Consider the following 25,709-nt stretch of genomic DNA (forward strand, 5'->3'; position numbering starts at 1 on the left):
GGTGCCGACGCCATCGCGAGCAGGCTCGCTCCCACAATTGGATTGGAGTACACCCGCAAGAGCCAGGCCGGCTGTCAGGCCGCCTCGCGAGCAAGCTTTGCTCCCACAGGGGATTGAGGGCAGTCGCGGATACTCAAACCAGCACAAAACAAATGTGGGAGCGAGCCTGCTCGCGATTGCGCAGGGTCAGTCAACATTGATGCCGGCCAACGCGCCAGGTTTCGAGCGCCTCATAGGCCCCCTGCGCCCAATGCATCACCTGATTGCGCAGCCGTGACGAAGCCTCCCGACGCTTGTCCTCGCTATCACCGGCAAACGCCTGCCCCGGCTGCTTGGCATGCTGCCCCGTCATGGCAAACACTTGCCGGCGCTGGGCGTCATTCAGCCCGAAAAACACCGCCAGCCGCCCTGCCATCGCATCAGGCAACTCAGCGTAATTAACCGCCAGCCCGGCAAACTCATGGCAGTGCTCCAACCCCGCCTGCAACAACCGCCCCAGCCGGCGCGCGATGAAATCTTCCTGGCCGCCGAAGGGCAATCCGTCGTCCAACACGCTTGTCCCGATCATCCCCGGCACCATGTGCATGCCGGGACGACGCCAATGGGAAACGGCGATTTCCAAAGGGTCGCGGTACACGAACAACCAAGGCGTGTCGGGAAAACATTCGCGCAGCAGCGCCAGTTCACCGATGTTCCAGGCGTCAAGCTTGATCACCAGCCGCTGTTCCACGCCTCGGCGGCGCTGCCCATAGGCCGACATCAGCCCCCTGAGTGCCACGCAGCGGTCAGCGTGCACCATATCGCTGCGCAGCAGAGTATCCAGAGGCGGCGGTTCTGAAATGACGATGTGGTCGTCCAGTTGCGCCAGCATCTGGCTGATCAATGTCGAGCCACAGCGGGAGGCATGGAAAATAAATGCACTCGGGGGCAGGCCTGGGCTTTGTTGTCTCCACTGGTCCAGGGCGCTCAAGGCTGTCTGGCGGCGGAACGCCTGATTGAAGGGCAACCGCAGGGCGTGTTCCACCGCGTCGCCGAAGAACGGTTGCGACAATCGCTCCTCCCCGAACCAGCACCAGTCAACCCGCCACTGCCCCGCCGCTTGCCACACGCGGATCGGCAGCCAGCCGTCCAGGTTCAGGCCTTCCACTGATCACTCCACTGCCGGCGACCGTTGCGCATGGTCGCCTGCAATTGCTCCCGGGTAACGTGTAAATCGCGTGCGGCAGCCATCGCGATTGCGCACTCAATGAAAGCGTCTACGTCATGCAGGCTCTGCAAAGTCCGGGCAAGGTGAGGGTCGGTTTCAACGAGCTGCTCAAAGCACACCAGATCACTTCGCTCAGCCACGATTGCCGGTGTGCTGAGCAGCCCGGCGGCGACCTGCCGTTGCAGCCATGGGCTGGGGCGGCAATCGAGCACCAGATGAATCCGCGGCTGACTGCTGTGGTTATCGACGCGATGAGGCAGCGACAGATCAAGAAACCAGCATTCGCCCGCCGTCATCGGAATGCGTTGCCCATCCAGCCAGAAATCCACGCCAGACGGGCTGAGCAGCGGCACATGCAGGCGCAGATCGGCGTTCGCGCCACCCAGGTCATAATCGCGATGCTCGTGGATACACCCGCCGGGACCGAGTCGCAGCAAGCGGGCCGAGACGATCTCCAACGGCCAGTCGCGCAACGCCTCGTGCCACCGGTCATCCTCTGACCAGAGCGCGCGCTGCACGGGCTGACCGCGCCCGGGAGACAACGGGGTCAAGGCATCGACCGCCGAAATCAGCGCCACGCCACTCCAGTCACCACTGTAGTACGCGCTGTTGAAGTGGCCTTGCCAATGATCGTCCTCAACGGCTGCCAGTGCCTGCAACAGCAAAGGCAGGTTCACCGTTACCGGCAGCCGGGAAAACGCCGGGCGCACCATGCGTACGGCCTGTTACTGGGTCACCGCCGCGGTCGGCACCGCGATATCGCCCTGGGCCCACGCCGCTTCGCGGTTGGCCAACGCCGTGGCAATGGACTGCACTTGGGTCGATTGCACTTCATCGGGCAACGGGTCGAGGCCAGCGCTGGCAAAGATCTGGCCGTAGGCGTTGCGCAGGTCGGCATAGGCCAGATCCCGCCGCAAGTCAGCCTGCAGCGTATTGAGTTCGCCCTGGATCAGGTCCAGCTCACCCAAGCCGGCGGCCTGATGGCGGTTGCGCAGTTGACCCACGATCTGCCCATCGATCTCCGACAGCTGCTGGCTGGTCTTGAACTGGCGCAGCGCCTCGCGGTAATTGGCATTGGCCACGTACAGCTGCGCCAGCACGGCGATCGACATCGCCTGGCGCCGCGCCGCCGCGACCTCTTCACCGGCCTTGGCCACGTTGATGGCCGCCGGGGCGGAGATCACGTTGAACAGATTCCAGGTGACCTTCACGCCATAGTCAGCCCAGCCCTGCTCCACCAGGAACGAGTTGCTGTCGTAATGCCCCCCAGCGGAGAACTCCAGCCCAGGTAACAGGCGCAGCATGGCCTTGCGGGTTTCAGCGGCGGTAATGCGCGTCTGGTAGTCCTGCTCGCGCAGTTCCGGGCGACTGGTCAGGGCTTCCTGTTCCAGGCGCGCGAGGTCGACCTTGAGTTCCGGGATGACGTACTCATCCTGGGTGGCCAAGGTCAGCTCGGTGCCCAGGGGCAGGTTGATCAGCGTCGCCAGTTCCGTCTTGGCCAGGGACAACGCCCGGCGCTGCTCTTCGAGCTGGCGGGTGGCCTGGATCAGCGAACGCTGGTAACCCAGTGCCTGCACTGGGTCGCCAATGCGTTGCTCGCTCATGCTCTGACTGTTGCCGCGGGCCGTATCGACTCGGACCATCAGGCTGTCGATCTGCTTGAGCAGGCGCTCGGCGGCCATGGCTCGCCAGTAAGCCGAACGCACATCCTGGACGATGGTGTTGATGACTTTGCGCCGACGCTCCTGCACGATCAGCCGCTGGTCCCCGGCCTGCTTGGCGCTGATGTAACTCACGCCGAAATCGAGCACGTTCCAGACCATGGTCAGGTCGGCTACTTCGCGATCGCGGTCCTGGGAGGTCGACGGTTCCAGAGACTGGGTACCGGTTTCCACACTCTGGCTGCTGGAAGCGCTGACGTTGTTGCGGCCCACGTAGCCCGCGTCCAGGGCCATGCGCGGCAGCATGTCGAAACTGGCCAGGTCCAGCTGACGCTTGGCCAGGGCTTCTTCCATGATCTTCAAACGGCCTTCAAGGTTGTACTTCACCGCACGGGCCATGGCCTGGTGCAGGGTCAGCGGGCCGCTGAGGGGCTCCTGATCCTTGTACATATTCTGCAGGTCGGTCCGGGCGCGCTGTTCGCTGACGCTACGCTCGATCGGCTCGCTGGTGACCGCACATCCGCTGACCGTCAACGCCAGCACACTCATTGCGAATAACTTCTGACTTCTATTCATTCCCTGGATTGCCCCTGGCTGCCCCAATTTTTTTAGTTGTTCAGGCCTGCGCCTGGCTCATGCCGACCTGTTGCAATGCCATTGCCAGGCTGTCGACCTGACGCTGCTCGGTGTCTTTGAGTTGTTGAAGTTGCTGGCCCAGGGTTGGTGCGCCGAATACCCCTTGAGACCCATCACCGCCCTGCATCGACTGGCTGTCGAAGGCGTCCAGCGATTCACCATCGGAACCGGCATCCTGGCTGAACAGACCGGCGATCGTGCTGCTGCCGAACACCCCGCCATCGCCACCCCCGAAGCCCAGGAAGCCCTGGCCGGAGCCATCGCCCGCAGCGTCGGAGCTGAATACCTGGGCGATATAGCTCGGCGCCAGTGCACCACGGTTGATGAAAATGTCGCCGATCGGCCGAATGCCGCCGCCCACGTCGCGTTGTTCAAACAGCGGTGGAAAGCCCAGCGGCGAGCCGAGGTCACCGGTTGGCGGCGTAAAGACAATCGGCTGCAACGGCACCTCGGAGGGCGGCACGACCGTGACAGGGTCGGACGTCAGGAACTCCGGCGGTGGCTTCACATCGTTGGCCACTACGGTGTCGATGGCGTAATTGTTGGACACCGCCACGCTTGCTCCGGCGTTGCCTGTCAGGTCGCTGACGTTACTGGTGTCCAGAGCGATGAAGTTGCTCGGGTCCGTGAGGTTCACCGTGGGCGTGAACGTTGCCGTCCAGGTCCTACCGCCGTCGCTGGTGGTCAGGTTGGTCAGTTCACCGTTGGTGACGCTGAGGTCTGACAGATCGAAATCAGTCACCGGTTCGCTGAAGGTGAACGTCACCAGAGTCGTCTCGCCCGCCGTCAGGTTCGGGTCGGCGACCACGATGGTGGCCGTCGGCCGGGTGGCGTCGAGTGCGTAGTTGCTGGAAATCGCGATGCCCACGCCGGCGTTGCCGGCCAGGTCCTGCACATTGCTGGCGTCGAGCAGGATCAGGTTGGTGGCATCGTTGACGCCCGCGGTAGGCGTCAGGGTCGCCGTCCAGGTCAGGCCGCCGTCACTGCTGGTGAGGTTGGACAACACACCATTGGCGACGCTGAGATCCGACAAGTCAAAACCGGACACTGCCTCGGTGAAGCTGATGGTCACAGTAGTGCTCTGGCCGATGCCCAGGCTGGTGTCGCCCACTGTGATGGTGGCGCCGGGGCGAACCGTGTCGATGGCGTAGTTGTTGGAGTTCACCACGCCGACACCGTTGTTGCCCGACACGTTGACCACACCGCTGGTGTCCAGGCTGATCAGGTTGCTGGTATCGGTGATATTGCTCGTCGGGGTGAACGTGGCTGTCCAGGTCACGCCGCCGTCGGTGGACGAGACGTTGCTCAGTGTGCCGTTGCTCACGCTCAGGTCGGCATTGTCAAAACCGCTGACGGCCTCCGAGAAGGTGATGGTCACCAACGAGGTTTCCCCCACGCTGAGGGCGTTATCAGCCACCACGACGGTGGCCGTTGGCACCCGCGTCTCCACGGCATAATTGGCCGAGTTGGTGGTGCCTGTTCCGGTATTGCCCGCCGCATCGCTCACACCGGTATTGTCCAGCACGATCAGGTTGGTGGCGTCGGTCACGCCCAGGTCCGGCGTGAAAGTGGCGGTCCAGGTCAAGCCGCCGTCGCTGCTGCTCACCGCGCTCAATGTGCCATTTGCCACGCTCAGGTCGGCGTTGGTGAAGCCGGTCACCGCCTCGCTGAAGGTAATGGTCACTTGAGCGGTTTCGCCCGGTCTCAGCGCAGAGTCGCTCAGCACAATGGTCGCGGTCGGACGCTGGCTGTCGATGCTGTAGTTATTGGAGTCGGTCGTGCCGACGTTGACGTTGCCCGCCAGGTCGACGATACCGCCGCTATTGAGCGAAATGACGTTGCTGGTGTCGGTGACGCCAGCGGTCGGCGTGAAGGTCGCGGTCCAGGTGATGCCGCCGTCGCTGCTGCTCAGGCCGGAAATCACGCCGTTGGCAACCGTCAGGTCGGCACTGGTGAACGCGGTCACCGCCTCGCTGAAGGTGATGGTTACCAGCGAGGTCTCGCCGGCGGCAATGGCGGTGTCGGCCACGACGATAGTCGCCGTTGGGCGCACCGTGTCGACGGTGTAGTTGTTGGAGTCGGTAGTACCGACACCGGCGTTGCCCGCGCCATTGATCAGGCCGGTATTGTCCAACGTGATCACGTTGCTGGTGTCGGAAATACTGGCGCTCGGCGTGAAGGTGGCCGTCCAGGTGACGCCGCCGTCGGTGCTGCTCATGGTGCTGAGCGTGCCGTTGCTGACGGTCAGGTCCGAATTGTCGAACCCGCTGACCGCCGAGTTGAAGGTCACGGTGACCAATGACGTCTCGCCGATGCTCAGGGTGGTATCGGCAATCACGATGGTCGCCGTCGGTACGTTGGTGTCGACCTGGTAATTGTTGGAGTTGGTAGTGCCGGTGCCGGAGTTACCCGCCGCGTCACTGACCCCGGTGTTGTTCAGGGTGATGACGTTGGAGGTGTCGGTGACGCCGAGGGCCGGAGTGAAGGTGGCGGTCCAGGTAAGGCCGCCATCACTGCTGCTGACCGCACTCAGCGTACCGTTGGCGACGCTCAGGTCCGAATTGTCGAACCCGCTGACCGCCTCGCTGAAGGTAATGGTCACCAGCGAGGTTTCGCCGACGCTCAGCGCCGTATCGGCGACCACGATGGTGGCGGTCGGACGCAGGGTGTCGACGGCGTAGTTGTTCGAATCGGTGGTGCCGCTGCCGGTGTTGCCCGCGCCGTCCACCACGCCCGTGTTATTGAGCGTGACCAGGTTGGTGCTATCACTGACGCCCACGCTCGGCGTGAAAGTCGCGGTGTAGGTGATGTTATCGCTGGTGCTCAGCCCGCTCAGGCTGCCGTTGGCAACGGTAAGGTCGGCCAGGGTGAACCCGGTCACCGCCTCGCTGAAGGTAATTGTCACCAGCGAGGTTTCGCCGACGCCAAGGGTCGAGTCGGCGACCACGATGGTCGCGGTCGGACGCGCGGTGTCGATGGCGTAGTTGTTCGAATCAGTGGTGCCCGTACCGACGTTGCCCGCCGCATCCGCCACACCAGTGTTATCCAGGGTGATGAGGTTGCTGGTGTCGCTGACGCTAGCGCTTGGTGTCAACGTGCCGGTCCAGGTGATGCCGCCGTCGCCACTGCTCAGGCCGGTGATCGTACCGTTGGCGACCGTCAGGTCGGCGGCGGTAAAGCCTGTTACCGCTTCGTTGAAGGTGATGGTCACCAGGGATGTTTCGCCAACGCTCAGCGCGGTGTCGGCCACAACGATGCTAGCGGTGGGTCGCTGGGTGTCGACTGCATAGTTGTTGGAGCTGGTGGTGCCGCTGCCGGTGTTACCGGCCGCATCCGCCACACCGGTATTGGCCAGGATGATCAGATTGGTGGCGTCGCTGATGCTGGCGCTCGGGGTGAGCGTCGCGGTCCAGGTGATGCCGCCGTCACTGCTGCTCAGGCCGCTCAGTGAACCGTTGGCGACGGTCAGGTCGGCCAGGGTAAAGCCCGTTACAGCTTCGCTGAAAGTGATCGTCACCAGCGATGTTTCGCCGACATTCAGCGCGGTATCGGCCACCACGATGGTGGCGGTGGGACGCAGCGTGTCGATTGCATAGTTGTTCGAATCGGTGGTGCCGGTGCCAACGTTCCCGGATAGATCGGCAATGCCGGTGTTGTTCAGTGTGATCAGGTTGGTGGTGTCGCTGATGCTGGCGCTCGGGGTCAGTGTCCCGGTCCAGGTGATACCGCCGTCGCTGCTGCTCAGCCCGGTGACCGAGCCGTTGGCAACCGTCAGGTCAGCGGTGGTAAAACCGCTCACCGCCTCGTTGAAGGTGATGGTCACCACCGAGGTTTCACCGACCCTGAGGGCAGTGTCGCTGACCACGATGGTCGCTGTCGGACGCAGGGTGTCGATAGCGTAGTTGTTGGAGTTGGTCGTCCCCACGCCGGCGTTGCCATTGAGGTCCGCCACGCCGGTGTTATTCAGGACAATGAGATTGGAAGTGTCGGTGATCGCAGCGTCCGGTGTGAAGGTGGCCGTCCAGGTGATGCCACCGTCGCTGGAGCTCAGGCCGCTGATCGAGCCGTTGGCCACCGTCAGGTCCGCTGCGGTAAAACCACTGACCGCTTCGGAGAAAGTGATGGTCACCAACGAGGTTTCACCGACCCGAAGGGCAGTATCGCTGACCACGATGGACGCCGTGGGCGCCACGGTGTCGTTGACCACGTAGTTGTTCGAGTCGGTGGTGCCCACGCCGGCATTGCCGGCCAGGTCGGCAACCCCGGTGTTGTTCAGGGTGATGATGTTGGTGGTGTCGGCGATGTTGCTGGCCGCGGTCAGAGTGCCGGTCCAGGTGATGCCACCGTCGCCGCTGGTCAAGGTGCCGATGGTGCCGTTCTGCACCGTCAGGTCGGCCGCAGTGAGGCCGGTGACAGCTTCGGAGAAGGTGATGGTCACCAGCGACGTGCCACCGGAGTTCAGGTTGGTATTGGCCACCACGACGGTCGCGGTGGGCGGCGTCTCGTCCGGCACATAGTTGGTGTTGATGGTGCCGCCGTCGCCGTAGACGTTGGCCACCGACGCCGGCGAAACACCCGCGGTGCCGGCACTGGTCCCACCCACGCCGCTGCCACCGACGTTGCCGGCCAGGGCGGCGAAGTTGGCAGCGGTGATCAGGATCGAGCCCTTGTTCCAGATGGCCCCGACACCGACGCCGCCGGCACCGCCCGTGTGGTTGTAACCACCACCAGCGCCACCGCCACCACCGCCGCCGCCCGCGCCGACGTTGTTGGAAATGACCGAGTTGCCGATGATTCGCAGGGTCGCGCCGGTATCGTTATAAATACCACCGACCGCTCCGCCACCGGCGCCGCCAATATCGTTATAGCCGTCGCCACCGCCACCGCCACCGATGGATAGCCCACCGCTGACGGCCGTACCGCCTGCGGAGCCCGTGCTGTAGCCCGGATACGCGGAACCGCCAGCCCCGCCGGTGGAGGAACCACCACGCCCGCCCATGTTGAAGAAGCCACCCCCGGCGCCGCCCTGGCCGGCCGAGCCGTTGGAGCCCGTGGCGTTGAGGGTATCGCCGCCCTTGCCGCCCGTACCGCCAGTGATCGCGCCACCGCCGCCACCACCGCCGCCGGCGTATTGCGGCGTGACACCACCACCGCCGCCGCCACCCGAAGCGGCGTTCGCGGTGACGGTGACGTTCCTCAGGGTCAGGGTGCCGGCGTTATAGATCCCGCCCCCCTTTGACACCAGCGCATCGTCGCCGCCATTACCGCCGTTACCCGCCACCATACCGCGAGTAATCACCAGGCCATCGAGGGTCGCCGTGGTGCCGGCCGTCACGTTGATGATCTGGGTGCGGTATTGCCCATCGAGGGTGACGTCGGCCACGTTGTCGTTGTTGAGATCGCCATCGATGGTGACGTTCTTGTCGACCACCAGCACCTGGGTCAGCGCGACAGTCATGCCGGCATTGAACGTGACAATGTCACCATTCTGCGCAGAATCCAAAGCGGCGCGCAGAGAACCAATACCGGAATTGAGGTTGTTGGTAGCGGTCCAGGTGGCCAGGCCCCATTGGTACTCGCTCATGGCATTGGCAGAGAGCACGTTGGCGCTTTCGATGTTGCCGGTGGCGATTTCCAGGTCCCAGTCGCCGCCAAGGCCCGTGCGATCGATGGACGCCGCCACGTCGCGGCCGGTCAACTGCGCCAGTGAATTGACCAGGCTCAGGCCACGGTCACCTTCAGCGGTGTAGCAGCCATAGATCAGAATATCGCCACCGGCGTTCATGTCCTGGCCGATCTGCGCCAGCACCTCGCTGCGGGCCTCAACGTTGTCCGCCGACAGGTAGCTGTTGCCCAACCAGAGATCGCCGGCGTTGCCGTGGGCGATAATCTGCACCGAGCTGATGCCTTGGTGGGTGTCCAGGTAATCGGCGATCTGTTGCAGGCCGTCCTTGGTAGCATCCAGTTGCACCACCTGGGTACCGGGCGCAACGCCTTCAAGGAGGCTGGCAGAGTCCTTGACCCGGGAATCGACAAACACCACGGCCTTGCCGGGCACAGCGGCCTGGGTGGCATCGGTCTGCCCTTGAGGCGCGTGGCTGTCTGAAGCCTGGTCAGCCGCAGGCGTCTTGGCCGCGTCTGCAGTGGGCTGGGCGTCCGCCTGTGCGGCATCGGCCACGGTCGCCGCCACCGCGCCGTCGAACAGCATTCGCGGCTCCAGGGACATGATCATTGGCGATGCCAGGGCCTGTGCGCCCTCGGTTACCCGCGATTTGCCTTTGCTCCACCACATGACGTTCACCTGGACTCGAACTTTTTAAACACGCAAATGAAAAAAACCGCGAGTCAGCTGACCGCGGCGTCGGTTTTCATACGAATGACATTGGCGGCGCTGGCGGACCCATCGCGCCAGAACGACAACTCGGCATACTTTTCAAACAGATCCGGCGGCAACAAGGTCCGCCGGGCTTGCGGCGCGACCTTGGGCTTGACCTTGTGCAGGCCGGCAACGCCCAAGGCCTGGTCGAAGGCCGGTGCGTCGTAGGTCAAGTGATTGAAGTCGTGTTCGAACCAGGGCTCACCGATGAACTCGTACACCAGCCGCATCACCCGCTCCGGGGCCTGGCTCAACAGGTCGTAGTCGACGATCAACATGGACTCGGCGTTTTCGCCGTAATACGCCTCTTTGAGCGCTGTCCAGGCAAAGCCAACCAGGCGGTTGCGCTGGGCCAGGGTTTCGCAGCGGCTGTAGACGGTGTTGCGCTCGTCATCGTCATTGAACAGCTTGGTGTTCTCGAACGGATTGGCGCGGTAAAGCCGCTCCAGGCTGTCCAGCACCCAGGCGACGTTGCGCACACAGGCGATGGTCTTGGCCTGGGGAAACAGGTCCTGCAACGCAGGCAAGCGGGCGCACCACTGGCGATTTGTATCGAAGATGACGGGTTTGTCGGCCTTGTCGGCGTAGTAGGAGTCGAACAGCCCGCGCAACAGGCGACGGCGCAGGTCGGTGTCGATCACCGAGCCAAACTCACTGCCGGCGCTGCATTGCTGCAGGACGCTGCTGAACAGCGAACCGACGGGGCTGGTCATGCCGGCATGAAAGCGCGGGTTCTGCAGCAAAATGGCAGAAAGCAGGGTCGAGCCCGAGCGCGGTAAACCGGAGATAAAGTGAAACTGCGGCAATCCCTTCACCTTGTTTGTATTCCATTTGTAGCGCAAAGCGTAGCTGAGGAAATAATCCGCGACTAGTACTACTTTGATATCAAACCCAGCCAAATCTGTAAAAAAGATGGACGGTATAGGCGCCATGCGAACCTGAATCGATTAAGCCACTGGACAACATTTTTCCTCCCTTCCAGCCCAGCAGAATGAAATATCTCGGTCTACGCTCAGCCGTGCGTGACCAGGCCAGGGAGTGAAGAAGTCGGGCTGATCGCAATCCTCTCCTTGGTCCCTGTCGGCATTGCCAAACCAACAATCTGAAGGGATGAGGAATCTATGGAAGTCTTTATGGGCACCATCCAGCCGTTCGCCTTTAACTTCGCCCCCAATGGGTGGGCGCTGTGCAACGGGCAGACACTCGGCATTTCCCAATACCAGGCGTTGTTCTCCCTGCTCGGCACGTACTACGGAGGCAACGGCACCACCAACTTCATGCTCCCCAATTTGCAAGGCCGCACGCTCTTGGGACAAGGCAACGGCCTGGGCCTGACGCCGCGGGTCATCGGCGAAGTCGCCGGCACCGAAAACGTCACCCCGACGCTCAACAACCTGCCCACCCACACTCACACTATGGCGGGACTCACCGCCTCCACCACCCTGCAACTGGCGAACCCGGCCAGCAACCCGGTGAACACACCAACGGCCACCAATTCGTTCATCGGCACCTCGGGCACTGGCCCGGGCGCGGCGAATATCTATTCCGACCAGATAGGTGCCTCGCCGATCCCGGTCAAGGGCGTGAGCACCACCATCGACGGCACGATTTCCCCGACGGGCAGCGGCATGCCGATGGCGATCATGAACCCGTTCCTGGCGATCAACTTCAGTGTCGCCTTGAACGGTCTCTTCCCGTCCCGTAACTGATGAACAGTCGGAGGGCTGCGGCCCTCCGGCTTTTGGAGTGTCGACATGCTGCAACAGGTTCATAGCCGCCATTTTCAACCGCTGCTGGGCCAGACCAGCAGCCTGATCCTGCCAGACGGCAGCTGCCTGCCCGTGCGGTTCGAGTTCCTTGAGGAAACACCACGGGCGAAGATGCCGAACGCTGAGCGCATGCCGTTCAGCGTTGAATTCAACAGCCTGGAAAGCACCGACTTCGTGGATGGGCTGTGCGCGCTGGAAGTGCCCGATCTGGGGCGGATTGAGGAAGTGTTCGTGTCGCGGATACCGCCCATGGGACGGGATCCGGCGCTGGGGTATTTCTACATTGCGTTTAACTGAAGACTGATGATCCCTTGTGGGAGCGAGCCTGCTCGCGATGACGGTGGCATAGCCAACATCACTTCAAACTGACCCACCGCTATCGCGAGCAGGCTCGCTCCCACACGAGCCAGGAGCAGCTCAGTTCCCCTTCGGATACCAAACCAGCCGCTCCGCCGCCGGGTTGCGCTCCTGCACTTCAAAGCCCAATGCCAGGTAATGCTGGCGTGCGTGCGGGTTACTGCTCCAGACCACGGTCGCCACCGGGCAGCGGATCTGTTGTGCGGCTTTTTGTACCCCTTGCAACACGGCCCGACCGTAACCTTGCCCGCGCGCCTGGGGAATGAACGCCAGGTACAACACACGGATTTCATTGGGGCCAAAATCAGTACTCAAGGCGCCAATGGCGGTACCGAGCTTTTCCACGACGTAATGCATGGCGTTGGGGAAGTTATCCCCAAGCCCTTGCTCCTGCACCTGAAATTGCTGAGCAACCACCTGCTGTACTTGCTCGTGCTCGCCGTCGATCCATTGCAGATCCGCTCGCGCCGTCTGGTAAAGACTCTGCAAAAACGGCCCATCGCTGACCTGCGATGGCCGTACCACCAACCCCTCCGCCGCCACTGAATTCATGCTCGCTCCTTAAAACCCGCTTTCCCTGACGCCTAACGCCGCCAACCGACGCCAGGTCGCTCCCAGCACCGATTCACCGTGCCCCTGCAACACCACTACGCCACGCAGCGGTTGCGCCGGCGCAGGCGTGTCATCAACAGCACTCAAACGCACGCCATATTGCGCCTGCACCGGCTCCGCCCGTTGCTGCGAGTCACGCCGTACCGCGATCGGCCCGTGGTGATCGGACGTCAACGCCTGTTGCTCGACCCAGGCCACGCCATTGGTATCGATCTCGTTCAATTGCACGGCAATCGAGGGGTGCATTGGATCGTCAGCAATGAAACGCCCCGTGGCCCCGGGTTCGACCCGCCAAAGCTCGGCTTCGGTCAGGTAGCCGCGTAAGCGGGAGTCGGCCTGTACCACCCGCGCCAGCGGCTGTGTGGGCGACAACCAGCGCCCCACCGACAACTGTGGTAACAGATCACGCACCTGTCCGGCATGGGGCGCGCGTAACAGCAGGCGCTCACGCTGGGCGACCAGGCCCCGGTATTCGGCCACCGCTTCGGCCAGTTGTTGTTCGACGATACCGGCATCGGCGGCGGTTTCGCTGCGGCCGGCCTGGCGACGCATCTGCAACTGCTGGATCTCGATTTCCCGACGCACAATCGCCAGGCGCGAGGCCATGTCAGGCGACTCCAGCTCGATCAACACATCGCCCTGGGCCACGGTCTGGCCGTCATGCACATTCACCTGTTTGATCCGCGCCGCCACCGGCGCATGCAAGGCACTGGCGCGACCGGCCTCGAGCATGACCGGCACCTCCACGGCGCTACGCCAGGGCAACAGCAGCACCAACGCCAACGCCAGTAACACCAGGCCACTGAGCAGCACTCGCGGACCATGGGCCTGCTCGCGCCGGCTCCACCACTGCCGCCATTCGTTCACGATGGGCATAAAAATGAACCACACCAATTCCACCAACATCAGGAAAATGCCCAGCACCTTAAAGAACAGGTGATAGACCGCCAGGGCAATACCCAAAAACAACGCCGCGCGCCATAACCAGGCGCCGTATCCCCACACCAGCAAGCGACGACGCATTGTCGGCGTCCAGGGTTCCGGAGCCGGCGCGCCATAACCGAACAAGGCTTCACGCAAACGCCAGCGGCACAACGCAAACGCTCGCCCCTGGAGGTTATCCACTGCCCAGAAATCACTGAGCAGAAAATAACCGTCGAAGCGCATGAAGGGGTTAAGGTTGATGATCAACGTGGTGATCCAGGTGGCGCTGGCCAACATGAACGCTGCGGTGCGGGCCGGTCCGTCGGGCAACAGCGACCAGGCCAGCAACGCGATGCACGCCAGCAGCAATTCGGCCAGTACACCGCCGGCGCCGATCAGCAGCCGGGCACGACGATCATTGACCCGCCAGGCGTCGCTGACGTCGGTGTAGAACATCGGCAACAGCACCATGAATGCCACGCCCATGCTCTGCACACGGCAACCGGCGCGCTTGGCCATGAAGGCATGACCGAACTCGTGGCACAACTTGGCGAAGAACAACGCCACCGCGAACGCCAGCGCGCCACCCAGGCTGAACAGGTGCGGAAACGTCGCCACGAAGCGCTGCCAGTCCCGCGACACCAGAAAAATACCCACGCCCAGGGTCAGCGGCATGCCATACCGCAGGATGGCGGGCCCGTACCGTGCGAGAAACGGCCAGGCGCGATTGAGAAAAGCATCCGGGCGCCACAACGGAATGCGAAAAAACAGATACTGGTGCAGCAGGATCTGCCACAGGCTCTGGCGCTGGGCGGCCGTCTTGAACTGATAGCTGTCGCGCTGTTGCGGGTCCATGGCGCTGATCAGATCGTGACCTCGCAAAAAGCCCAGCAATTGCTCCAGCGACTCATTATTGAGCGGAAGGCCCGGCTCACGGTTCGCGGCTTGCAGCACCTGTTCCGGCTCACCAAGGGACCAGTGCCGCAGCATGCGCATCGCCGCCGCGCCAAGCTTGAAATAGCGCCCGCGTACCGGATCGGCCAGGGTCCATTGAGGGGAGCCGTCCGGGTCCGGGGCCGCCGGGGACAATTGCAGGTCTGGCCGCAGGCTCGGCAGTCCCATGCTACAGACCCACGCTCTGGCGCAAGCCGGCCAGTGGTCGACGCAACAGGTACAGCGCCAGCGGGGCGCGATCGCCGAAAATTTTCGCCGTGCCCCGCAGGCCGATGCGCGGCGCCGCGTCATCGAAACGCGCGTCCAGGCGATACGCCAGTTGCCCGGCAGCTGTGGGTTGCGCCTCGTAGGCCGAACGTTCGAGCCTGGCCAGGTGTCGCTGCAACGGGTCGCTGTCGAGGAACAACGCCACCTGGGCACCGGGGGCCAGGTCAATCGCGTCGCCCACCGCCAGCTCAATACGCAATTCGGCCTGGTTCGGGTCGGCGATTTCCATCAACCGCTCCCCCGTCTGCACCGGCTTGCCGAGCCAACGCTCTGCATCGGCAAATACCGCAATACCGTCCCGTTCGGCGCGCACTTCACTGCGCTTGAGCAACTCGATTGCATAGTCGCGTTCGGCGCGTTTCTGCTCGACGCGAGCGGCCAACAGATCAATCTTCGAACTGGATTCAGCGTCGGCAAACGAGCGCTGGGAATTGGCCTTGAGTTCCGCCTCGGCCACGCCCAACACGCGCTCGGCCACATCGGCCTGGGCCTTGAGACTGGTGCTTTCGAAGCGCAACAGCAAGTCGCCGCTCTTGACGCTCTGGTTGGGTTTGACCAGGAATTGGGCGATCACCCCGTCCAAAGGCGCCGCCACCACCTGCCCGCCCAGCGGCACCACTTCAGCCGGGGCCAATACCGACTGACGGACAGGAACCAGCAAGCCCAACAGCAGCACCGCCACCAAGGCGACCTGACGTTTGCGGGTCCAGCGCAAGCGCCACGGTTTGCGCGGTTGCAGCGCCAGCCAGGCGTGGCTATAGGTGTCGCCCAGTTGCGACAGCAGCACTTGTTCAGAGGGGGGCCATGGCAGGTCACGGGCCAGCCACAAACCGCCGAACACCTGCCCCTGATGATCGATCAACGGCAGCCAGAATACCTGCCCCGCCGACAGGCTTCGCCAGTCCGCCTGAATGGAGTCGCTCACCCCATCGGCGGCAATTACCCGGGCCTGGTTCAGCAAGCCTTTTTTGAACAGCTGCGCCACCGCCTGCTCGACAAACGCCACGAACGGTGCGTTCGGATCCACGGCACTGACGCCGGTCACCGCCTGGACCTTGCCGGCGATCAACAGCGCGGCATGGCGGAACCCGAACAGGGCCTGACCATCGTTGACCAGGCTGTAACTCAGTTGCGCCGGGGTACGCGCAGCCCGCGTCTGGCGCTCCAGGTCGAGGAAACGGGCAAATACCTGCTCGGCGCTGCCCGTGATCGGCGCGTTCACTTGAACTCCGCGAAACGCGCCGTACCGCTCATGCCGGACAACAGCCCCTTGGCGTCAGGCAGCGTCGCCACCAGCAACAAAGTCTGGCTGCCCTCATCGATGCGCGCGCCAAGGCGTTTGACCGTCGCTTGCAGCGGCTGGCCGGTTTCATCGGGGACAAAGGTGAAGGACTGGCCCGGCTTGAGCCTGCCCATCCAACGCGAAGGCACCAGCAGATGGATTTCCAGGGTGCGGTTGTCGACCACGTCCAGCAACGGCGCGCCGGCGGCCACGCTTTCATAGCGCTGCACCTCGCGCGCCACCACCTGCCCATCGAACGGCGCGATCACGCTGCAGCGCTTGACCTGGACCTGATAAACCTGGGACTGCGCCTGCGCTTCGCTGAGCCTGGCCTCGGCGCGCGCCACTTCGAAACGCCCGACCGATTTCAACGCTGCCAATTGCTTGTTATGGGCCAGTTCTTCACTGGCACCACGGCTCGCGGCCCGAGCTGCATTGAGCTGAGCCTGATACGCTGAACAATCGAAACGCGCCAGGGTATCGCCCTGCTTGAACGACTCCCCCTCACTGAACGGCAACTCGACAATTCGTCCGGCCAACTCACTGGCAAGCACCGCCTGATCCCGTGCCCGAAGCACCCCACGCGCCTCATTGCCGCTCGGTGCACTGGCCCTGACGCCGCTCTCGAGCAGCGGATCATCGGAAACAGGCGTCTGCGCCTGCACCCAGCACGTTACAAAGACCAACCCCCAAACCCAACTACCTGAACGCCGCATAACCGTTACTCCCTGACGGATGGGCGGAGTCTACGACAGCGGTGGGGGGCGTCAAGGGAGTAGCAGGGAGGAGGAAGCAATCTCTTGTTTCAAAAAGACCAAAGAGGAGATCAAGAAGCGCTCGGTTTTTGCTGAGATGAATCGGTATCAAATCCCACAGAATCGTGAGAGCTTCCACTCATACAAAACGGCTTTCGGTGATGGATTTCTCGTATTTCCCGCAGGAGCCCTCAATTTCGTAACAAACGCTGACAGATCAAACAAAGAATGAGTTTGACCTCCCACCGCGCATACGCTCAACACTGATCTGCCGGTGAAAAAAGCTAAACCAAACAGCAGTTGACGCCATGTCACGCTCAACTTAGGATGGCTTTACTCAACCCCGTACGCAGAGATTCAATTTTCTGGCTGTTGGGGTGAAAAAACCGGCTTAGGCCGGTTTTTTCGTTTCTGGGGATTGAGCTTGTGCGAACCGCATTTTTTGTAGATGGCTACAACCTGTTCTATGGGCTGCTCGCGGACACACCTTACAAGTGGCTGGATCTGCGAAGTCTGTTGTCGCATATCGCGCATATCGAAAATCCGCAGAGCACCACTTCCTCGGTTGATTACTTCACCTCCTCGGTCAAACCGTCATTGGCCACCCGGGGTCAAGCATCAAAAGAAGCGCAAGACACTTATATTCGCGCCCTGAAGAGCACCCATATCTGTGTCCATTACGGTCACCATCAACTTGAACCTGCCAAGGCCCCTCGCTTTATTGATAGAAAGACGAAAGCGTCTCGCAACGACAAAGTCGACATCTGGAAGCTGGAGGAGAAAGAAACGGATGTTCACATGGCAATCAGCATGTATCGAACCGCTGCCAAGCAAACGAAACTGAAGCATCATGAACGGTTGGAGCAGTTGGTGCTTGTATCCAGCGACACCGACATGACGCCGGCCTTGAGAGCCGTACGAGAAGACTTTCCTGAAATAACCGTCGGCGTCATTCTTCCCCACAGAGCCGAGCTGAATCGCCCGTCTCCAGGTTCGCTAAAGCAGCACGCCCACTGGACACGCCGCGTTGTCACCTGCGAGGAACTCCAATCCCACCAGTTCCCCACCCGAGTACCCACCCACAAAGCCCCCGCTATCAAACCGGAGTACTGGTAACCCCGCAGCCGGATATACAAACGCCCAGTTCCGATACCCCTAGTCCAACCGTGGCAACTCACTATCGCGACACAGCCAGTCACCCTGTGGGAGCGAGCCCGTTCGCGATGACGTCAGCCCAGACAACTCGGCACTTGTGGTAAGGGGGGCAGTTCAAACACTACCGCTCGTGCAACGCCTCGGCCCGGGCCTTGATGATGGGTTTGAGTAGGTAACTGAGTACGGTTTTCTTGCCGGTGATGATGTCCACCGAGGCCACCATGCCCGGGATGATCAACAGGGGTTTTTCAGGGGTGCCCAGATGACTGCGCTCGGTGCGCAGCTTGATGATGTAGTAAGTGGTTTTCTTGTCTTCGTCGGTGATGGTGTCGGCGCCGATCTGCTCCAGCTTGGCTTTCAGCCCACCGTAAATGGTGTAGTCGTACGCGGTGAATTTCACCGTGGCGTCCTGGCCGGGGTGCAGGAAGGCGATGTCCTGGGGACGGATTTTCGCTTCCACCAGAAGCGTGTCATCCAGGGGCACGATTTCCACCAGGTCACTGCCGGGCTGGATGACCCCGCCGATGGTGTTCACCAGCAACTTGTTGACGATACCCCGCACCGGCGAGGTGACCAGTGTACGGCTTACCCGATCCTCCAAAGCCTTGCCGGTGGCCTGGGCCTTGTTCAGGTCGGTACGCGCCTCATTGAGTTGGGTCAGGGCTTCGCTGCGGAACTTGCCGCGCGTCTCATCGATCTTGCGCTGCACTTCCTTGATCGCCGATTCAGCGCGGGGAATCGCCAGTGTCGTGGCGTCGAGTTGCCCACGGGTTTCGACTTCAGCCCGCTTGAGCCGCAGCACTTCCACCGGTGACACCGCGCCCTGGGCTACCAGCGGCTCGGACATGTTGATCTCCTGGCGTTGCAACGACAGGGCGGAGCGGTACTGCGACTGCTTGGAAACAAACTCGCGCAACTCCTGCTGACGCTGGATCAACTGCTCCTGCAACCCGCCGATTTCATCGTGCAGTTGTTGGCGGCGGCTGATGTACAGCGACTCTTCGCTGGCGGCCTGGCGCGGAACCGCCTTGAGCACGTCCTCCGGGAAGTTCAGCGGCCGGTCATCGACTTCGGCACTCAGCCGCTCGACCCGCAACAACATGGACAAGCGATCAGCCTCGGTCTCCCCCACATTAGAGACAAACCGAGTGTCATCCAGGCGAATCAACGGCGCGCCGGCCTCGACGATCTGCCCTTCGCTGACAAACAGCTCGGCAACGATCCCGCCTTCCAAGTTCTGGATCTTCTGGATCTTGGACGACGGAATCGCCTTGCCGTCGCCCTTGGTCACTTCGTCGACCTGCGCGAAGTTGGCCCACAGCAACAGGAAGACAAAGAAGCCGATGATCCCCCAGATCGTCAGCCGCACCACTCGCGGAGCGTCTTCGATCAGGGCTTTGTTGACCTCAGGCAGAGGCTGGCCATGCAGCGAGTCCGAACCCTTGAAATAGCGGCCCACGGCATTTTTCAAACCCGACTTAAGCAACACTGATCTGCCCCTTCTTCAACGCTTCCATCACCGCGGCTTTCGGGCCGTCGGCGAGGATCTGCCCACGGTCGATCACCAACAGGCGGTCCACCAGCGACAGCAAGGATGCCCGATGCGTCACCAGCAGCACGGTCTTGTTTTCCACCACGGCGGCCAGGCGCTGTTTCAAGCGTTCCTCACCGGTGTTGTCCATGGCGCTGGTGGGTTCATCCAACAGCAGGATGGGCGGGTTGAGCAGCAGCGCGCGGGCCAGGGCGACGTTCTGTCGCTGGCCGCCGGACAGGTTCTGCCCGCGCTCGCCAACTTGCAGTTCATAGCCTTGCGGGTGCAAGCGCGCGAACTCGTGCACACCGGCAAGTTCGGCGGCCTGTAGCACCAGTTCGTCCTCGACGTAACGGGCGCCGGAGGTCAGGTTGTCCCGCAGGGTACCGGCCAGCAGCTGGATATCCTGCGGCACATAACCGATGTTGTAGCGCAGCTCGCTGACGTCGATCTGACGAATGTCCACGCCATCCACCAACAGCGCCCCGTCGTCCGGTTGATACAGCCCCACCAGCAACTTGGCCAGGGAGCTCTTGCCCGAACCGCTACGACCGATGATGCCGATTTTTTCCCCGGGCTTGATCACCAGGTTGATGTTCTTCAGCGCAGCGTTCTGCTGGTTCGGGTAGGTGAAATTCAACTGACGGCATTCGATGGCACCCTGCAAGACCTTACGGCTCAACGGGCGCTCTTCGAAGTTGCGCTCCTGGGGCAGCTCCATCATCTGATCGACCGAAACCATGGTCACCCGCGCCTGCTGATAGCGAGTCAACAGACCCGACAGCGACGCCAACGGGCTGAGGGCGCGGCCACTGAGCATGTAGCAGGCGATCAACCCACCCATGCTCAGGTTGCCGGCAATGATCTGATAGACGCCGAAGACAATCATGATCACCCCGGCCAACTGCTGGATCAGCAAGGTGATGTTCATCGCCAGGCCGGACAGCATCTTGACCCGCAGCTCGAGGCGGCTGAGGGTGCCGATGGTTTGTTCCCACTGATACTGGCGCTCGCTCTCGGCGTTGTTGACCTTCACCGCATCCAGACCGGCCAGGGTTTCGATCAGGCTGGATTGACGCTCGGCGCCCAGGGCCATGGTTCGCTCCATGGTCGCCACCAGGGGCTTTTGCAAGGCGTAGCCGATCAGCAGGGCAATCGGAAAGGCCAGCACCGGAATCCATACCAGATGCCCGCCGAGGATCGCGATGACCATGAAAATCAGCAAGGTGAACGGCAGGTCAATCAGGCTGGTAAGGGTCAGCGAGGCGAGAAAGTCCCGCAGGCTTTGGAATTCATGGATGTTCTGGGCAAAGCTGCCCACCCGTGCCGGGCGATACTTCATGGCCATGCCAACGATGCGCTCGAACAACGTCGCCGAAATGATCAGGTCGGTTTTCTTGCCGGCCAGGTCCAGGCACAGGCTGCGCAACATCTTGAGGATCAGGTCGAACACATAGGCGCCGGTAATACCGATCGCCAGCACCCACAGGGTGGACTCGGCCTGGTTCGGTACCACGCGATCGTAAACGTTCATCACGAACAGCGGCGCCGCCATGGCGATAATATTGATCAGCAAGCTGGCAGCGATGGCGTCGGCGTACAGCCAGCGCGACCGCTTGAGCGTGTCGCGAAACCACGAACGCGCCCGAGGAATGAGCGTGCCGTGGTTCACGTCGAATTTGTGTTGCGGTTGAGCGAAGAACACTTTGCCGCTGTAGTCGTCGGCCAGCAGTTCACGGCTGACCGTCACTTCGCCGCCATCGCTTTCGCTGAGCAGCAGACGCGCCTGGTCATCGCCGACCCAGCCGAGCAACACCGCGCTACGACCATCCTTGAGCAACAGCAGGGCCGGCATGGCGATGGTCGGTATCTGCTCGAGCCTGCGTTGCAGCACCCGGCCTTGCAGACCGGCACGCGCTGCCGCTCGCGACAATAATTCGACGCTCAGCCGTTGCTTGGGTAACGGCAGGCCGGTGGTGAGCATCGCCGCGCTGGCCGGCTTCTGATGGAGCATGCAAAGCGCCAGCAAGCCGTCCAGCAATGGGTCGTCGTGCAGCGTGCGTGGATCATGGATGAGTTCGGCTCGACTGACTTCTGATTCCACGCTGGGCACTCTTTGCTGATCAAAACGGGATGGATGACTCAATTCATCCCAGGCAACTGGACCCTGGGCTTGACGTCATTCTGCACAACGGATGCCAACGGCGCGACAACCCCCTGACTTTTGAGCAACTGCCCCATGGTTGCCTTGATCCGATATTGGCTGAACAACTGCACGTTCTTGATCTCCGCCAGGCGGCGGGAGGCGCTGAACAGCTCGTTTTCGCTGTCGAGCAAGTCGAGCAGGGTCCGCTCGCCGAGACCGAACTGCCGCTGGTAGGCGGTGCGTACGTTGGCGCTGTGATCGACGTACTGCTGGGCAATCGGTACCTGGGCGTTGGCGTTGTTGAGGGCGTTCCAGGCCAGGCCCAACTCTTCAGTCAGTTGACGCAGGGCGTTGTTGCGGATGTCCAGGGCCTGGTTCGACAGATACGACTTGGACTCCAGATCCGCCTTGTTGCTACCACCGGCGTACAGGTTGAAACGCATACGCAGCATGGCTTGCCATTCGTTGTTGTGACCGTTCTGACCATCCAGATCGTTGTCGGCGGTACGGCCCAACTCGGCGTCGAAGCGGGGGTAGAAGCTCGACTTGGCGGCTTCGTACTGTTGCTCGGCGGCCGCGATGTCGGCTTCGGCGGAACGCAACACCGGGCTGTTTTCCAGCATCTGGGCACGGGCTTCGTTCAGGTTGGCCGGCAACAGCGCCAGAAAATCGGCGGGACGTTCCAGCTGGTCGGGCATCTGGCCCACGGCGCTGAGGTAGTTGGTCTCGGCGTCGGCCAGGTTGGTCTGCTCGGTGATCAGGTTGTTGCGGGCCTGGGCCATGCGCGCCTCAGCCTGATCCAGATCGGCGCCGCTGCCCACGCCACGGTCGGTGCGCAGCTTGATTTGATCGAAGATGCGCTCGTGACTCTTGAGGTTTTCCTCGGCCAGACGTACGAACTCGCGTCGGGTCAGCACGTCCAGATAAACCTGGGCAACGGTCAATCCGGTGCGCTCGGACGCGTCCAGCAAGGAATAGGCACGGGCATTCACGGTGGCTTGTTGACGCCCCACTTCGCTGGACGTCGCAAAACCGTCAAAAACCATTTGCGTCAGGCGCAGGCTGGACTCGCTACGGTTCAAGGTTTCCCAATGATTATTGCTGCCCGAGCGGGTCGTCACACTGTCAGTACCTTCGCGACCGTACCCCGCCGCAAGGTCCACTCTAGGCAGGTAGCCGCTTTTAGCGGCCTTGAGTTGGTAGTCCGCCGCCAGTCGGCTGTTCACACCGGCCTGAATCTCAGGATGGACATCCAGCGCCTGTTGCATAGCCTGCGGCAAGGTTTGTGCTTGTACGAAACTGGCGGCGAGGGCGAAAGGTAAAGCCTTGAACAGGTGCAAACGCATGGTTGGATTATTCCCGAAACTCTTGTCTTGAATCACAGCGAAAGGTGGCGCTGCATCGGATGATGGCAACCGGGATGACCGTATGTCGGAAAGTTCGAAACAGGCAGTGAATCATGCACCGAAAGAACAGGTCGCCGCTTAAATATCAATGTGACATTACTGAAGCGATTGTTTAGGATGGCCAGCAGAAGGTCAATAGTTTGGCATAAACAAAAAAATCAAAAAAACCAAGCCAGAATATTGACGTCATGAAGCGTCAAAACAACCTTATTTAGCGAAGCAAGAGCGTCCAGACCGGCGCAGCCAGAGGCTGTTCGGTACATGGAAGTCTACTGAACGTGGCACCCGGAGAGTCTTCAATGAGCAGTGTTATTGCCGTCGTCAAAAGCATTGTTGGTCAGGTTTTCGTCGTATCCCCCGAAGGCATCCGGCGTGTGCTCATTGAAGGTGACCGCCTGTCCACAGGCGATCAATTGGACACCGGCGCTGCTGGCGCCGTTACATTGGAACTGGCCGATGGGCGCACGCTGGACCTGGGTCGCGACACCCAGTGGAGCGCCACTGCCCCGGACTCCTCCACCGATCTCGCCCAGGCCACTGCCCAGGCTGCACCGTCGGTAGAAGAACTGCAGCAGGCCATTGCCGCCGGCGTCGACCCGACGACCGCCCTTGAAGCCACCGCCGCTGGCGCCACTGCTGCAGGTACGGGTGGGGCCGCCGGTGGCGGCCACAGCGTTGTGATGCTGGATGCCACCGCTGGCAGCGTCGACCCGACCATCGGGTTCCCGACTGAGGGTTTGAGCGCAGCCGCGGCCGCTGACGATGACATCACCGGCGGCGACACCGACGCCGATACCACTGCCAACGCGGTGCTTGATTCGACGTTGACCCTGAGCGCCACCCCGACCCTGACCGAGGCTGGCGGCGTGCTGGTCTACACCGCGACCGTCACCCAGGCGCCTCAGACCAACCTGATCGTGACCTTGTCCAACGGCGCAGTGATCGTGATTCCCGCCGGGCAACTGACCGGCAGCGTCAACGTCCCCCTGGCGCCGAACGACACTGTCTATAACGACCCTAGCCAGATCAGCGTCACGGTCACCGGCACTACTGGCGGCACCGGCATTGCCGTGACCTTGCCCACCACACCGGCAGTGACCCAGATCACCGACACCGTGGACACCACCACCGTCACTTTGACGGCCGGCAACACCGTCACCGAAGGCGGCCAGATCACCTACACCGCCACCCTGACCAACCCGGCCCAGACGCCAGTGACCGTAACCTTGAGCAATGGCTCGGTCATCACCATCGCTGCGGGCCAGACCACCGGCACCGTCAACGTCGACACCCCGGCCAATGACGTCTACAACAACGGCAGCACCGTCAGCACCACTATTACCGGTGCCACGGGCGGCAACTTTGAAAACCTGGTGCCGAGCACCACGCCTGCCGTGACGACGATCACCGATTCGGTGGACGCCACCGGCCTGACCTTGACCGCCAGCAACACCGTCACCGAAGGCGGCCAGATCACCTACACCGCCACCCTGACCAACCCGGCCCAGACGCCGGTGACCGTGACCTTGAGCAATGGCTCGGTCATCACCATCGCCGCCGGGCAAACCACCGGCACCGTCAATGTCGATACCCCGGCCAACGACGTTTACAACAATGGAAGCACCGTCAGTACCACCATTACCGGTGCCACGGGCGGCAACTTTGAGAACCTGGTGCCGAACACCACGCCTGCCGTGACGACGATCACCGATTCCGTGGACGCCACCGGCCTGACCCTGACCGCCAGCGACACCATCACCGAAGGCGGTCAGATCACCTACACCGCCACCCTGACCAACCCGGCCCAGACGCCGGTAACCGTGACCTTGAGCAATGGCTCGGTCATCACCATCGCTGCCGGACAAACCACCGGCACCGTCAACGTCGATACCCCGGCCAACGACGTCTACAACAACGGCAGCACCGTCAGCACCACTATTAGCGGTGCGACTGGCGGCAACTTTGAAAACCTGGTGCCGAGCACCACGCCTGCCGTGACGACGATCACCGATTCCGTGGACGCCACCGGCCTGACTTTGACCGCCAGCGATACCATCACTGAAGGCGGCCAGATCACCTACACCGCCACCCTGACCAACCCGGCCCAGACGCCGGTGACCGTGACCTTGAGCAATGGCTCGGTCATCACCATCGCCGCCGGGCAAACCACCGGCTCCGTCAACGTCGATACCCCGGCCAACGACGTCTACAACAATGGCAGCACCGTCAGCACCACCATTACCGGTGCCACGGGCGGCAACTTTGAAAACCTGGTGCCAAGCACTACACCTGCCGTGACGACGATTACCGACTCGGTGGACGCCACCGGCCTGAGTTTGTCAGCTTCCACTGAAGTGGCCGAAGGCGGTTCGATTGTCTACACCGCGACCCTGACCAACCCCGCTGGCACTCCGGTCACCGTGACCCTGAGCAACGGCGCTGTAATCAACATCGCCGCCGGTGCCACCACCGGCACTGTGACCGTCAATGCGCCGACTGACGACGTCTACAAAGACGCTGGCAAAGTCGAAGTCAGCATCGATAACGCAACGGGCGGTAACTTCGAGAACCTCGTTCCGAGCACGACTCCGGCCGTGACTGATGTCACCGATACCATCGATACGTCGACTGTCAGCCTGACCGCGACTTCCTCCGTGGCTGAAGGCGGCAC

The 25,709-nt window shown here is 62.1% G+C and carries 16 protein-coding genes; 4 read left to right on the top strand and 12 right to left on the bottom strand.

All coding sequences use genetic code 11. The features are described from left to right. Positions 1-190 precede the first annotated feature (190 nt). The 5 genes from T3A99_RS12180 to T3A99_RS12200 are packed head-to-tail and all read right to left on the bottom strand — an operon-like array spanning position 191 to position 10,695. Positions 191-1,147, bottom strand: a complete 957-nt coding sequence (locus T3A99_RS12180) for a sulfotransferase family protein (protein ID WP_173406321.1) — start codon at positions 1,145-1,147, stop codon at positions 191-193. Further along, positions 1,135-1,920 (bottom strand): aspartyl/asparaginyl beta-hydroxylase domain-containing protein, encoded by a 786-nt coding sequence (locus T3A99_RS12185; protein ID WP_107321357.1) that lies wholly within the window; start codon positions 1,918-1,920, stop codon positions 1,135-1,137. The genes T3A99_RS12180 and T3A99_RS12185 overlap by 13 nt, the downstream gene beginning before the upstream one ends. Positions 1,921-1,932: 12 nt before the next feature. Further along, positions 1,933-3,444, bottom strand: coding sequence for a TolC family protein (locus tag T3A99_RS12190; protein ID WP_076383244.1), 1,512 nt, complete (start codon positions 3,442-3,444; stop codon positions 1,933-1,935). Between the two features lie 40 nt (positions 3,445-3,484). Further along, entirely contained in the window at positions 3,485-9,796 is a 6,312-nt protein-coding gene (locus T3A99_RS12195; protein WP_322834325.1) for an Ig-like domain-containing protein, read from the bottom strand. A 53-nt stretch (positions 9,797-9,849) separates the two neighbouring features. Further along, positions 9,850-10,695, bottom strand: a complete 846-nt coding sequence (locus T3A99_RS12200; protein ID WP_047230434.1) for a sulfotransferase family protein — start codon at positions 10,693-10,695, stop codon at positions 9,850-9,852. 306 nt (positions 10,696-11,001) lie between these two features. Between T3A99_RS12200 and T3A99_RS12205 the strand changes: the two genes are divergently transcribed. Together T3A99_RS12205 and T3A99_RS12210 are read left to right on the top strand one after the other, a co-directional pair. After that, positions 11,002-11,589, top strand: coding sequence for a phage tail protein (locus tag T3A99_RS12205; protein ID WP_139048783.1), 588 nt, complete (start codon positions 11,002-11,004; stop codon positions 11,587-11,589). A 45-nt stretch (positions 11,590-11,634) separates the two neighbouring features. Further along, positions 11,635-11,946, top strand: coding sequence for a DUF6916 family protein (locus tag T3A99_RS12210; RefSeq protein ID WP_274091385.1), 312 nt, complete (start codon positions 11,635-11,637; stop codon positions 11,944-11,946). 120 nt (positions 11,947-12,066) lie between these two features. Here T3A99_RS12210 and T3A99_RS12215 read toward each other — a convergent pair whose 3' ends face one another. From T3A99_RS12215 to T3A99_RS12230, 4 genes are read right to left on the bottom strand one after another with little or no spacing between them, the layout of a single operon-like run. Continuing rightward, a complete protein-coding gene (locus T3A99_RS12215; RefSeq protein ID WP_139048781.1) occupies positions 12,067-12,558 on the bottom strand; it encodes a GNAT family N-acetyltransferase in 492 nt (163 codons plus the stop codon). A gap of 9 nt (positions 12,559-12,567) precedes the next feature. Beyond that, positions 12,568-14,664 (bottom strand): biotin/lipoyl-binding protein, encoded by a 2,097-nt coding sequence (locus T3A99_RS12220; RefSeq protein WP_322834326.1) that lies wholly within the window; start codon positions 14,662-14,664, stop codon positions 12,568-12,570. A 1-nt stretch (position 14,665) separates the two neighbouring features. Continuing rightward, positions 14,666-15,985, bottom strand: coding sequence for an efflux RND transporter periplasmic adaptor subunit (locus T3A99_RS12225; RefSeq protein ID WP_047230439.1), 1,320 nt, complete (start codon positions 15,983-15,985; stop codon positions 14,666-14,668). Next, positions 15,982-16,761 carry an efflux RND transporter periplasmic adaptor subunit gene (locus T3A99_RS12230; protein WP_047230440.1) on the bottom strand — a complete coding sequence of 260 codons (780 nt, stop codon included), beginning with the start codon at positions 16,759-16,761 and terminating at the stop codon, positions 15,982-15,984. The genes T3A99_RS12225 and T3A99_RS12230 overlap by 4 nt, the downstream gene beginning before the upstream one ends. Before the next feature lie 465 nt (positions 16,762-17,226). Between T3A99_RS12230 and T3A99_RS12235 the strand changes: the two genes are divergently transcribed. Next, positions 17,227-17,916, top strand: a complete 690-nt coding sequence (locus T3A99_RS12235; RefSeq protein WP_047230442.1) for an NYN domain-containing protein — start codon at positions 17,227-17,229, stop codon at positions 17,914-17,916. 160 nt (positions 17,917-18,076) lie between these two features. On the opposite strand, the gene T3A99_RS12240 is transcribed toward T3A99_RS12235, so the two are convergent. The 3 genes from T3A99_RS12240 to T3A99_RS12250 are packed head-to-tail and all read right to left on the bottom strand — an operon-like array spanning position 18,077 to position 22,978. Further along, on the bottom strand, positions 18,077-19,444 hold the full coding sequence (locus T3A99_RS12240) for an HlyD family type I secretion periplasmic adaptor subunit (RefSeq protein ID WP_047230443.1): 1,368 nt from the start codon (positions 19,442-19,444) through the stop codon (positions 18,077-18,079). Further along, a complete protein-coding gene (locus T3A99_RS12245) occupies positions 19,434-21,590 on the bottom strand; it encodes a type I secretion system permease/ATPase (RefSeq protein WP_274091384.1) in 2,157 nt (718 codons plus the stop codon). Before T3A99_RS12245 ends, T3A99_RS12240 begins: the two co-directional genes overlap by 11 nt. 38 nt (positions 21,591-21,628) lie before the next feature. Beyond that, complete coding sequence (locus T3A99_RS12250) at positions 21,629-22,978, bottom strand: TolC family outer membrane protein (RefSeq protein ID WP_322834327.1); 1,350 nt, start codon at positions 22,976-22,978, stop codon at positions 21,629-21,631. Positions 22,979-23,337: 359 nt separating this feature from the next. On the opposite strand from T3A99_RS12250, the gene T3A99_RS12255 reads away from it, so the two are divergent. Next, positions 23,338-25,709, top strand: a 2,372-nt coding sequence (locus tag T3A99_RS12255) for a retention module-containing protein (RefSeq protein ID WP_322834328.1), incomplete at its 3' end; no start/stop codon positions are given.

The sequence above is a fragment of the Pseudomonas sp. N-137 genome, assembly GCF_034555295.1.
Lineage (GTDB): Bacteria > Pseudomonadota > Gammaproteobacteria > Pseudomonadales > Pseudomonadaceae > Aquipseudomonas > Aquipseudomonas rhizophila.